The following is an 11,169-nucleotide window of genomic DNA, read 5'->3' on the forward strand; positions in this document are numbered from 1 at the left end:
TGTTCTGGGCTCGGCGTGCGTCACTAACAACCCTCTTCTCCTATTTCCCACCCCCCCGAGCACCGGCTGCGGCGCCCATGGGCGCCGCAGCCGTTCCTCTTCCCTATTCCGGCGACCGCACCTCCCTTATTCCTCGCCGGCGAATAGGGGTTGGCCACCGTACGGGTCGTCAGTACGCTGCCGACCATGACGAATTGCCGTATCTGCGGCGGCAACGTCCGAGAATTCTTCGACTTCGGACGACAGCCGGTTTCCGACGCTTTCATCGACCCCAGCGGTGGTCAGACGGAGTTCTTCTACCAACTCGCCGTCGGCTACTGCACGGGATGCGCCATGGTCCAGCAGCTGAAGGAAGTGTCCCGGGACCGCATGTTTCCCGCGGACTACCCTTACCGCTCGTCGGGATCGGCTGTGATGCGGGAGCACTTCGCCGCGACCGCGGACCGTTTCCTGGCCACCGAACTCGCTGGCGACGACCCGTTCTACGTCGAGATCGGCTGCAACGACGGGATCCTGCTCGGTGCCATCAGCCGGGCCGGGGTGCGGCATCTCGGGGTCGACCCCGCCGAGGGCGCCGTCGAGGTGGCCAGGGCGCACGGCTGTCGGGTACGCGACGGCTTCTTCGAGGAGGCGACCGGGGTCGGGATCCGGGCGGCCGAGGGGCCGGCCCAGCTGATCTTCTCCGCCAACACCATCAGCCACATCGGGTACATCGACTCGATCTTCGCCGGCGCCGACGCCCTGCTGGCCCCGGGCGGCGTCTTCGTGTTCGAGGACCGCTACGTCGGCGACATCATCGAGAACACCTACTTCGACCAGGTCTACGACGAGCACTTCTACCTGTTCGGGGTCCGCTCGGTGCGGAACATGGCGCGGCGCTTCGGCTTCGACCTGGTCGACGTCGAGCACCTGCCGGTGCACGGCGGCGCCATGCGGTACACGACGGCGCGGGCGGGCGAGCGTGTCCCCACCGACGCGGTGGGTGACTGGCTGGCCGTGGAGGAGAAGGGGCTCACCGAGCTGTCGGTCTACGAGGAGTTCGGCGCCCGCGTCGAGACCAACTCCCGGGCGCTGGTCGACCTGCTCACCTCGCTGCGCGCCGAGGGCCGGAGCGTCGTCGGCTACGGGGCCACGTCCAAGAGCGCCACGGTCACCAACTACTGCGGGATAGGCCCCGAGCTGATCCCGTTCATCTGCGACTCGACGCCGGAGAAGCAGGGCCGGCTGACCCCCGGGTCCCGCATCCCGATCCTCCCGCCCGAGGCGTTCTCCGACCCCTACCCCGACTACGCGGTGCTGTTCGCCTGGAACCACGCCGAGGAGATCATGGCGAAGGAGCAGGCGTTCCGGGAGGCCGACGGCCGCTGGATCCTCTACGTGCCGGACGTCCACATCGTCTGACGAGGCGACGCCGAGCGAGGAGCATTCCATGACGGACCTATCGGCTCCCCCCGTCGGCCAACCGGCCGCCGGGAGCCCCTTCATCGCGACGAAGATCGCGGAGTCCGTGTACGCGCGGGACAGCACGCTCACCGGCCTGGACGAGTTCCACCGGTGGTTCGGCGACGTCGCCCGCCGGTCGCCCTGCGAGGTGCGGCCCATCCCGCTGGACGACCTCGTCGGCTGGCACAGCGACCCGGTGACCGGCGACCTCGTCCACGACAGCGGCCGCTTCTTCCGGGTCGAGGGACTCGACGTGCACATCCCGGACAACCCGGTGCCGCACTGGAACCAGCCGATCATCAACCAGTCGGAGATCGGCATCCTGGGGATCCTCGTCAAGGAGTTCGACGGTGTGCTCCACTGCCTGATGCAGGCGAAGGTGGAGCCGGGCAACGTCAACGGGTTCCAGCTCTCGCCCACGGTGCAGGCGACCCGCAGCAACTACACCCGGGTGCACCGGGGCCGGGCCGTGCCCTATCTGGAGTACTTCCTCGGGCAGGGCCGGGGCCGGCTGATCACGGACGTGCGCCAGTCGGAGCAGGGGTCGTGGTTCTACCGCAAGCGCAACCGGAACATGGTCGTGTGGGTGGACGAGGACGTCGAGCTGCTCGACGGTTTCCGCTGGCTCACGTTGGGCCAGGTGCACCAACTGCTGGGTGAGGACGACCTGGTGAACATGGACGCCCGCACGGTGCTGTCCTGCCTGCCCTTCTCGGGCGCCGCCCCCCTGACGCCGCTGGCGGCCGGCGACGAGGGGTTCCACCCCGCGCTGGCCCGCTCCTGCGGCGGGGCCGGTGGCAGCCGCCACACGGTCGACGACATCCTGAAGTGGATCACCGAGGTGCGGAGCCGTTCCGAGGTGACCACCGCGCGGCTGCCGCTCAACCGCCTCGACCGCTGGCACCGCACCGAGTACGCCGTCACCCACGAGACCGGGCGCTTCTTCGACCTCGTCGCCGTGGACGTCGTGGCCGGCGGACGCGAGGTCAAGCACTGGTCCCAGCCGATGATCAAACCGTGCGACACCGGCGTGGTCGCCTTCCTGGTGAAGCGGATCGACGGGGTGCTGCACGCGCTCGTGCACGCCCTGGTCGAGCCCGGCTACCTGGACGTGGCCGAGCTCTCCCCCACCGTGCAGTGCACCCCGGTGAACTTCGACCACCTGCCCACGGAGGCCCGGCCGATGTTCCTGGACGAGGTGCTGAACGCGCCGCCGGAGCACATCCGTTACGACGTCGTCCTCTCCGAGGAGGGCGGGCGCTTCTTCCACGCGCGGAACCGGTACATGATCGTGGAGACGGACCAGGAGACCGAGCCCGGCCATCCCGACTTCCGCTGGATGACCGTCCACCAGTTGGTCGATCTGCTGCGGCACAGCCACTACGTCAACATCCAGGCCCGCAGCCTGGTCGCCTGCCTGCACAGTCTGTCCGGGCAGCCGTCCGCCGCCTGAGTCCACCACGCCCAGGAAGGGTCCGCTCCCATGTCGCGTTGTCGGGTATGCAGTGCAGCGGTTCGTGAGTTCCTCGACTTCGGACGGCAACCGCTGTCCTCGGCGTTCCGCTCCCCCGGCGAGACGGCGGAGGAGTTCCGGTTCCGCCTCGCCGTGGGGGTCTGCGAGTCCTGCACGATGGTCCAGCTGCTCGAGGAGGTCCCCCAGGCCCGCAGGGCCCACCAGGGCTACCCCTACCACTCGTCGGGGTCGGTCGTGATGCGGGAGCACTTCGAGCGGACGGCGCGCCGCCTCCTGTCCACCGAACTGTCCGGCGACGACCCGCTCTTCGTCGAGATCGGCTGCAACGACGGAGCGGTGCTCGACACCGTGGCGGCGGCCGGCGTGCGGCAGTTGGCGTTCGAGCCGTCGGGAGAGGCCGCGGGCCGGGTCCACCGGGCCTTCTTCGACGCCGCGTCGGCGCGCGAGGTGCGGGCGGCCGAAGGGCCGGCGGACGTGGTCTACGCCGCCAACACCCTGTGCGACGTCGCGGACATCGCCGCCGTCCTCCAGGGCGCCGAGGCCCTGCTGGCGCCGGACGGGGTACTGGTCTTCGAGGACCCCTACCTCGGCGAGATCATCGAGCGGACCAGCTTCGACCAGATCTACGACGAGCACTTCTACTACTTCACGGCCCGCTCGGTCCTCGCCATGGCGCGGCGCTCCGGCTTCGACCTGGTGGACGTCGAGCGACTGCCGGTGCACGGCGGTCAGATCCGCTACACCCTCGCCCGCGCCGGCCGGCGCCCGCCGACGGCCGCGGTGGCGGGGCTCCTCGCGGAGGAGGAGGCCAGGCGGCTGACGGCGCCCGAGACCCTGGACGGGTTCGCCGCCACCGTCGGGACCATCAGGACCGACCTGGTGAAGCTGCTCGGCCGGCTGACCGAGAAGGGGCACCGCCTCGTCGGCTACGGGGCGACGGCGAAGAGTTCGACGGTGCTCAACTACTGCGGGATAGGCCCAGAGCTGGTGCCCGTGGTGTGCGACTCGACCCCGTCGAAGCAGGGCCGGCTGACGCCGGGGGCCGGGATCCCGGTGGTCCCGCCCGCGGCGTTCTCCGCGCCCTACCCCGACTACGCGGTGCTGTTCGCCTGGAACCACGCCGAGGAGATCATGGCGAAGGAGCGGGCGTTCCGGGAGGCCGGCGGTCGCTGGATCCTCTACGTGCCGGACGTCCACATCGTCTGACGGGGCGGTCGGCCCGCTCAGTCGGGCAGCCAACTGCCGTGCAGCCCGAGGGGGATCCGGCGCGGCAGGTGGACGCGGGCGAGCGGTTTCGCGGTGAAGTCCTGGGCGGCCAGCACCACGAGGTCGGCGGCGCCGCGGTCCGGGTCGTGGACGTACGCCATGACGTACCCGTCGTCCTCCGCGGTGGCGGACCCGGCCGGCACGAAGACGGCCTCCCCCACGGCGGCGTCCGGCGCGAAGCGGTGGATCTCGCGGGAGCCCCGCACCAGGTCGTGCTTGATCAGCGCGTTGTCGAACGCGCCGTCCGGCACCGGCCCGTCGAGCGGCACATAGGTGCGGAACATGGCCGCGGTGGCGGCCAGGTAGCCATAGCGGTGGCGCCGGGAGACGAAGGAGTCGCTCACCCGGGGGAAGTCCTGCGGGTGGTCGTCGAGCCCCTCCTCGCGCACCGTGCCCGCCGCCGGGTCGATGGTCCAGCGGACCAGGGCGCCGTAACGGTCGGCGGTCAGCCTCCCGATGTCGAAGCGCTCCGGGAAGGTGACGAGTTCGACGACGACGCGCGGCCCGTCGTCGTAGGCGTTCAGCGTGTGGGAGGCGAAGCAGGGGCTCACCTCGAACCACCGGACGCTCCCGCCGGCCCGCGGCAGCAGGCCGACCCGGGTGGGCCGCCGGCCGTCCCAGGCGAACGGGACGGCGGCGCCCGCCCGCTGGGCCTCCGGGCGGAAGGTGATCGGCGAGTCGTAGACGACGACGTACCGCTCGGTCAGCGCCAGGTCGTGGACCATGACGCTGCCGCCCATCTCGACGTCCTGGACGTGCGTCAGCTCACCGGCCGCGTCCAGCACGGTGTGCCGGACGTGGTCGAGGCCCACCACGTACGAGACGCCGTGCAGTTCCCCGGTGCGCGGATCGCGCTTGGTGTGGGCCGGGATCGTGAAACCCGGCCCGGACGCGCCGAGCGAGCAGGGGCCGATGCTGTCCAGCTCGTAGGAGAGCTCCTGCGGCGCCGCGCCACCCTCGGTGAGCGTGAGGACGCGGCCGCCGTGCCCGATCACGTGCGTGTTGCAGGAGAAGTCCGCGCCCACCCTGGGCCTGACGCCGAGCTCCGGCTCCCCGAGACGTCTGCGGACCTCGTCCGAGCGGACCCAGCGGTTGCGGTACCACTCGGCCCGGCCGTCCCGCAGCCTGACCCCGTGCACCATCCCCTCGCTCCGCATCCAGTGGTGCGCCGCGGCGTCCTCGACGCCGAGCGCGTTGGGGCCGATCCGGAGGTAGCGGCCGCGGAGTTCGGCGGGCAGCCGCCCGGTCACGGGGAGGTCGAAGGCGGTGACCTCCTCCGTCACCGGGGCGAGCGCGGGGTCCGGGCGCACGGTGTCTCCTCTCCCCCGGCTCAGGCGAAGCGCCGGCGGAAGAGCCGGGCGGAGAGCGGAACGGCCACCAGGGTGATGCCACCCCACCACAGCAGCGCGAGCCACAGCGAGTTCCCCAGGGGCTGGTCGAGGAAGAGCGCGCGCAGGCTGTCGATGACGTGGGTGACCGGCTGGTGTGCCACGAAGGCGCGGAGCCCGGGCGCGATCGTCTCGGTCGGCGCGAACAGGTTGCTCGCGTACGGCAGGAACGTGATGATCAGCGCCAGGCCGCTGGCGCCGGCGGTGCTCTTGGCGACCTGTCCCAGCAGGGCCGAGATCCAGGCGACGGCGGTGGCGAACAGCAGCAGGACCAGCACGGCGCCCAGCCACTGGAGCGGGTTCGCCGACGGCCGGAACCCGACCAGGAACCCGATGCCGATCAGCACGGTGAGACCGATGACGGCACGGAGTACGGCGGCCACGACATGGCCGATGATGACCGCCACGGACAGCACCGACATGGACCGGAACCGGTCGACGAAGCCCTCCTGCATGTCCAGGAAGACCCCGGTCGTGGTGGACACCGCGATGAGGGTGACGCCGATGGTGAGGACTCCCGGCATCAGGAAGTTCACGTAGCTGCCCGAACCCACGTCGACCGCCCCGCCCAGCATGTAGCGGAACAGCAGCAGCATCACGGTGGGGATCATCACCGAGGTGACGATCTCGTCCGGCTGGCGCAGGATGTGGTTGACGTAGCGCCCGGTCAGCACCCGGGCGTCGTTGATCGCCCAGGAGAGTTTGGACCCTCCTGGCCGGGGAGCGTGCGCCGCGCCCTGAGACATGACCGTCACTTCTGTCCCGCCCTTTCCGACGCGCGCTCCGCGCGGCCCCTGGCATTCTCGGTGAGTTCCATGAACACGTCGTCCAGGGAGGGTTTCACCAGGGCGAGCGAGCCCATTCTGGCCCCGCTCCGCTCGATTTCGCCGAGTTTCCCGACCAGGTACGCGACATCGTCCACCGCGATGCTGGCCTTCATCTCGTCGGCGTTCCAGCCGACCCGCTCCTCGCCGACGAAGCCGCGCGCGGCCGAGAAGTCCTCCGGGGTCGGAAACGCGATTTCCATGCGCTCGCTGCCGACCCGGGACTTGAGCTCCTCCGGGGTGCCCTGGGCGATGATCCGGCCCTGGTCGAGCACCGCCACCCGGTCGGCGAGCTGGTCCGCCTCCTCCAGGTACTGGGTGGTGAGGAAGACGGTCGACCCGCTCGCCACCAGGCTCTTGATGGCGTCCCACATACCGATGCGACTGCGCGGGTCGAGGCCGACGGTCGGCTCGTCGAGGAAGAGCACCGGTGGCGCGGTGATCAGACTGATGGCCAGGTCGAGCCGGCGCCGCATGCCGCCGGAGTACGTGCTCACGGGCCGGTCGGCGGCCTCCGTCAGCTCGAACCGCTCCAGCAGTTCGTCGGCGCGGCTGCGGGCCCCCGCGGTGCCGAGGCGCTGCAACCGCCCGAGCATCACCAGGTTCTCGCGGCCGGTGTGCACGTAGTCCAGCGCCATGAACTGGTTGACGAGGCCGATGGACCGGCGCACGTCGTCCGCCTGCCGGGCCACGTCGTGGCCGTGCACCCGGGCCGTCCCCGAAGTGGCGGGGATGAGCGTGGTCAGGATTCTCACCAGCGTGGTCTTGCCCGCGCCGTTCGGACCGAGGAGCGCGACCATGCTGCCGCGCTCCACCGTGAGATCGATACCATTGAGCACCTTCACATCCCCGTAGACCTTACGAAGATCCTCGACCTCAATGGCATGACTATCGTCCACGTGCGCCTCCAAGCCTCGCCGGACAACAACTGAGTATATGTCGCACACTGCGTGTGTATAAGATACACACGGTGCCCGGAAGACGTCAACGAACAGGCGGAGCTATGGCGACCACACGCGGTTCCAACGAGAAGTCAGGCAGCAGCCTCGATCTCCTGTGGGGCGATCGCACCAAACCGCAGCGGAGCGCCAGGCCCGGCCTGAGCGCCGAGCGGATCGTGGGCGCCGCGATAGAGCTCGCCGACGCCGAGGGCCTGGACGCCCTGTCGATGCAGCGCGTGGCCGGCATGCTCGACTTCACGACCATGTCGATCTACCGCTACTTCCCGGGCAAGAGCCAGCTCATCGACGTGATGATGGACACCGCCGCCGGCTCGCCGCCCGACCTGCCGGAGGCGGCCGGCTGGCGGGAGCGCGTCGAGCTGTGGATGGCGGCCCTGTGGGACCGCTACCAGCAGCACCCCTGGATGCTCCAGGTCCAGGTGAGCGGCCCGCCCGTCGGCCCCAACCAGCTCGCCTGGCTCGAGGCGGCGCTCCGTTCGCTGCGGGACACCGGCCTGAGCCACAACGAGATGCTCTCCGTCAGCCTCTTCCTCAACGGCGCCGTCACCGGCCTCGCCCGGCTGACCTCCGACGTCGCGCACGCCGCCGCCGCCATCGGGGTCGACCAGCAGGACATGAACTCGGAGTACGTCCAGACCCTGGAGCGCGTGCTGGACTCCGAACGCTTCCCGACGCTCTCCGCCATCGTCGCCACCGGCGCCTTCCAGCCCGGCGACGCCCCCGACAGCGACACCCGCGGCTTCACCTTCGCGCTGCGCCGGCTGCTCGACGGCATCGAGGGCTACCTCGAGGAGCGTGCGGATCAGCACCGGTGACGCCGGATCAGCGCCTCGGCCTCCCGCACCACCTCGCCGGGGCTCGGGGTGGCCAGCAGCTCGTCCCTGACCCGCCGGGCCTCGGAGCGGAAGGACGGCTCCTCGACGAGCCGCCGCAGACCGTCCCGCAGGGCCTCGGCGGTCACCTCGTCCGGATCGAGGAACAGCCCGGCGCCGCGCGCCGCGATGCGCCTCCCCAGGTCGGCCTCGTCCCACCAGGGCGCGGGCACGGTCAGGTTCGGCACCCCGTGCGCCAGGACGTTGCCGACCGTGCCGAACCCGCCGTGGTGGATGATCGCCGCGCAGCTCGGCAGCAGCTCGTTCAACGGGACGAACTCCACGGCACGCACGTTCTCCGGCAGCTCGGGCAGCGCGGCGAGCCGGTCCGCGCTCAGGGTCGCGACGAGCTCGATGTCGAGCCCGGCCAGGGTGACGAGCAGTTCGTGGAGGGACACCTCGGCCGCCGTGCCCCCCGTCACGGACACCTTGTCCCCGCCCAGCAGCTCACGCCCCGACATGCCGAGCGACAGGCAGACCCGCAGCCGGGAGGGCTTCTCCAGCGGCCAGTCCGGCACCGTGGTGGGACCGTTGTACGGCACGTAGCGCACCGGCGTCCTGGGCACGTCGAGGGGGAGCTGCATCCATGACGGGGTCGGGTCGATGGTCCACTGCCCGGTCATCATCTCGGTCGCCCGCCCCGACTCGTGGACCAGGCCGTACCGCGAAAGCCGCCCGGCGAGCCAGTCCGCCACCGGATCGTCGCGCCGCTCGGGCGGCTGCTCGGCCAGCAGCCTCCGATAGGTGGCCCACATCCGGGAGGTGTAGTCGAGGCCGAACAGCATCCTGGCGTGAGCCGCCCCGCAGGCCCGCGCCGCGACCGGGCCCACCAGCGTGAGCGCGTCCCAGACCACCAGGTCGGGACGCCAGCTCCGGGCGAAGTCCACCAGGTCGTCGAGCATCGGCTGGCCGGCCATGTGCTCGTACTCCATGGAACAGCCGATGGTGAAGGTGCCCAGGACGTAGTCCCAGGTGAGCTTCTCCGCACGGGTCTCGGTGACCCCGCTCAGCCGCTGCCAGGTCGCGCCGCCCCCCGCCCCACCGCCCGGGCCTCGGTCGGCGAAGGAGTTCGACAGGTTCAACTCGTCGCCGACCGGCACCCCGACGAGGCCGGCGCGGGTCACGGCGTCCATCAGGTCCGGCTGGCTGGCGACCCGCACCTCGTGCCCCGCGGCCCGGAAGGCCCAGGCCATCGGCACCAGGTTGTAGAAGTGGGGCTTGGCGGCGAAGACGGTGAACAGGACGCGCATCCGGGTCTCCGTTGGGCGGCACCGGAGCGCCCGCGGCGGGGCCGGCTCATCGCCAGGACCCGTGCTCGGCGGTCAGCGCCTCGATGGCGGGTACAAGGTCATGGGGGCTGGGCACGGCGAGCAGCTCCTCGCGCACCCGGGCGGCCCCCTCGGCGAAGGCCGGTTCGTTCAGCAGTCTCGCGAGCCCGTCTCTGAGGGAGTCGGGACCGAGCGCGGCGGGCTCGACGACGAGGCCCGCGCCACGTTCCGCGATGCCCCGACCGAGGTCGGCCTCGTCCCACCAGGGAGCGGGCACGGTCAGGTTCGGCACCCCGTGCGTCAGGACGTTCACGACCGTGCCGAAGCCGCCGTGGTGCACGACGGCGGCGCAGGTGGGGAGCAGGTCGTTCAACGGGACGAACTCCACGGCGCGCACCCGGTCGGGGAGCGCGGACACCGAGGCCAGCTGCGCCGCGCTCAGGGTCGCCACGAGTTCGACGTCCAGGTCCGCGAGACCGGCGAGCAGCCACTCCACCGGAATCGTGTCGCCGCCCATCAGGTCGCGGCCCGACATGCCGAGCGAGAGGGCGACCCGCGGTCGGGTCCGCGGCTCATGGATCCAGTCGGGCACCGCGGCCGGGCCGTTGTAGGGGACCTGGCGCACCGGCACGTACCGCAGGCCGAGCGGGAACTGCATCCCGGGCGGCGTCGGGTCGATCGACCACTGCCCCGTCATCAGCTCCAGCGCGTCGGGCTCCGCGAAGCCCAGGCCGTAGCGGTCGAGACGGCCGCGCAGCCAGTCCGACACCGGGTCGTCCCACAGCTCGGGCGGCTGCCGGCGCAGCAGCTCCCGGTAGCGCAGGTAGCCACGCGACACGTAGTCGAGGCCGAACAGCATCCTGGCGTGGGCCGCCCCGCAGGCCCGGGCCGCGATCGCGCCGGCGAAGGTCAGGGCGTCCCAGACCACCAGGTCGGGCCGCCAGTCCCGGGCGAGCTCCACGAGTTCGTCCAGCATCGCGCCACCCGCGAAGTACTCGTACTGCACGGAGCAGCCGACGGTGAACGCGCCGAGCAGCCGCTCCCAGTCCGCGTCGCGCTCGTCGGCCCAGACCAGGTCGCCGCTCACGCCCTGGAAGGTCTGCGCGGTCGGCCCTGCCGAGCCGCCTCCAGCGCCTCCTCCCATCCGCAGCTCGTCGCCGACCGGCACTCCGGTGAGGCCGGCGCGGGTCACGGCGTCCATCAGGTCCGGCTGGCTGGCGACCCGGACGTCGTGGCCGGCCGAGCGCAGGGCCCAGGCCAACGGCACCAGGTTGAACAGATGTGTCTTGGCCGCGAAGACCGTGAGGAGTACGCGCATGGAGTCCTGGGCTCAGTCCGTGATCTCGGGGGCGTAGAACGTCTCCAGCGGCATCGGCCCGACGTATCTGCGGCAGGTGCAGGGCCGCATCTCGTATCCCACCGCGCCGTACACCTTGTCGAACTTCACCGCGGTCTTGACCAGGCCGTGGCAGTCCTGGCTCTCGCGGTCGTGGTAGGCGAGCCCGTGTCCGCAGGTGCAGAGCGGCTCCACCTGTTCCGGCCGGTTCGGCGCGCGCCGGCGTGCGCCGAACCCGCCCGCCAGGAAGCCGGCCACGGCGATTACGGCGCCCCCGACAAGCGAAAGGGGGTGCCCGGGCGCTTATACACAAATGACGCGGCCGCCGAGTTAGGG

At 71.1% G+C, this 11,169-nt stretch carries 10 protein-coding genes; 4 read left to right on the plus strand and 6 right to left on the minus strand.

Going from position 1 to position 11,169, the window contains the following annotated elements:
* The first annotated feature begins 186 nt into the window (after positions 1-186).
* The 3 genes from ACFWI8_RS31220 to ACFWI8_RS31230 are packed head-to-tail and all read left to right on the plus strand — an operon-like array spanning position 187 to position 4,123.
* The gene (locus ACFWI8_RS31220; protein WP_387098441.1) at positions 187-1,401 is read left to right on the plus strand and encodes a methyltransferase domain-containing protein; all 1,215 of its coding nucleotides are present in this window, start codon (positions 187-189) and stop codon (positions 1,399-1,401) included.
* 28 nt (positions 1,402-1,429) lie between these two features.
* The gene (locus tag ACFWI8_RS31225; RefSeq protein WP_387098443.1) at positions 1,430-2,896 is read left to right on the plus strand and encodes an NDP-hexose 2,3-dehydratase family protein; all 1,467 of its coding nucleotides are present in this window, start codon (positions 1,430-1,432) and stop codon (positions 2,894-2,896) included.
* 30 nt (positions 2,897-2,926) lie between these two features.
* Positions 2,927-4,123, plus strand: coding sequence for a class I SAM-dependent methyltransferase (locus ACFWI8_RS31230; protein WP_387098445.1), 1,197 nt, complete (start codon positions 2,927-2,929; stop codon positions 4,121-4,123).
* A 17-nt stretch (positions 4,124-4,140) separates the two neighbouring features.
* Here the strand turns inward: ACFWI8_RS31230 and ACFWI8_RS31235 are convergent, their stop codons facing one another.
* Genes ACFWI8_RS31235 through ACFWI8_RS31245 form a run of 3 tightly spaced genes read right to left on the minus strand, consistent with a single transcriptional unit; the run spans position 4,141 to position 7,306 of the window.
* Positions 4,141-5,493, minus strand: coding sequence for a carotenoid oxygenase family protein (locus ACFWI8_RS31235; RefSeq protein ID WP_387098447.1), 1,353 nt, complete (start codon positions 5,491-5,493; stop codon positions 4,141-4,143).
* A gap of 20 nt (positions 5,494-5,513) precedes the next feature.
* Entirely contained in the window at positions 5,514-6,317 is an 804-nt protein-coding gene (locus tag ACFWI8_RS31240; RefSeq protein ID WP_387098449.1) for an ABC transporter permease, read from the minus strand.
* Between the two features lie 5 nt (positions 6,318-6,322).
* Positions 6,323-7,306 carry an ATP-binding cassette domain-containing protein gene (locus ACFWI8_RS31245; RefSeq protein WP_387098451.1) on the minus strand — a complete coding sequence of 328 codons (984 nt, stop codon included), beginning with the start codon at positions 7,304-7,306 and terminating at the stop codon, positions 6,323-6,325.
* A 92-nt stretch (positions 7,307-7,398) separates the two neighbouring features.
* Here ACFWI8_RS31245 and ACFWI8_RS31250 point away from each other — a divergent pair, with 92 nt between their 5' ends.
* Positions 7,399-8,172, plus strand: a complete 774-nt coding sequence (locus tag ACFWI8_RS31250; protein WP_387098453.1) for a TetR/AcrR family transcriptional regulator — start codon at positions 7,399-7,401, stop codon at positions 8,170-8,172.
* Here ACFWI8_RS31250 and ACFWI8_RS31255 read toward each other — a convergent pair.
* Genes ACFWI8_RS31255 through ACFWI8_RS31265 form a run of 3 tightly spaced genes read right to left on the minus strand, consistent with a single transcriptional unit; the run spans position 8,160 to position 11,091 of the window.
* Positions 8,160-9,479 carry an activator-dependent family glycosyltransferase gene (locus ACFWI8_RS31255; RefSeq protein ID WP_387098455.1) on the minus strand — a complete coding sequence of 440 codons (1,320 nt, stop codon included), beginning with the start codon at positions 9,477-9,479 and terminating at the stop codon, positions 8,160-8,162. The genes ACFWI8_RS31250 and ACFWI8_RS31255 overlap by 13 nt on opposite strands.
* 46 nt (positions 9,480-9,525) lie before the next feature.
* Positions 9,526-10,815, minus strand: coding sequence for an activator-dependent family glycosyltransferase (locus ACFWI8_RS31260; protein WP_387098457.1), 1,290 nt, complete (start codon positions 10,813-10,815; stop codon positions 9,526-9,528).
* A 12-nt stretch (positions 10,816-10,827) separates the two neighbouring features.
* The gene (locus ACFWI8_RS31265) at positions 10,828-11,091 is read right to left on the minus strand and encodes a hypothetical protein (RefSeq protein WP_387098459.1); all 264 of its coding nucleotides are present in this window, start codon (positions 11,089-11,091) and stop codon (positions 10,828-10,830) included.
* Positions 11,092-11,169 lie beyond the last annotated feature (78 nt).

The organism is Streptomyces sp. NPDC127098, from assembly GCF_042722465.1.
GTDB lineage: Bacteria > Actinomycetota > Actinomycetes > Streptomycetales > Streptomycetaceae > Streptomyces > Streptomyces millisiae.

Excerpts from the sequence above, each read along its gene's own strand:
- ACFWI8_RS31255 (WP_387098455.1), bottom strand. The coding sequence starts at position 9,479 with ATGCGCGTCCTGTTCACCGTCTTCGCCGCCAAGCCCCACTTCTACAAC.
- ACFWI8_RS31240 (WP_387098449.1), bottom strand. The coding sequence starts at position 6,317 with ATGTCTCAGGGCGCGGCGCACGCTCCCCGGCCAGGAGGGTCCAAACTC.
- ACFWI8_RS31220 (WP_387098441.1), top strand. The coding sequence starts at position 187 with ATGACGAATTGCCGTATCTGCGGCGGCAACGTCCGAGAATTCTTCGAC.
- ACFWI8_RS31225 (WP_387098443.1), top strand. The coding sequence starts at position 1,430 with ATGACGGACCTATCGGCTCCCCCCGTCGGCCAACCGGCCGCCGGGAGC.
- ACFWI8_RS31250 (WP_387098453.1), top strand. The coding sequence starts at position 7,399 with ATGGCGACCACACGCGGTTCCAACGAGAAGTCAGGCAGCAGCCTCGAT.
- ACFWI8_RS31230 (WP_387098445.1), top strand. The coding sequence starts at position 2,927 with ATGTCGCGTTGTCGGGTATGCAGTGCAGCGGTTCGTGAGTTCCTCGAC.
- ACFWI8_RS31260 (WP_387098457.1), bottom strand. The coding sequence starts at position 10,815 with ATGCGCGTACTCCTCACGGTCTTCGCGGCCAAGACACATCTGTTCAAC.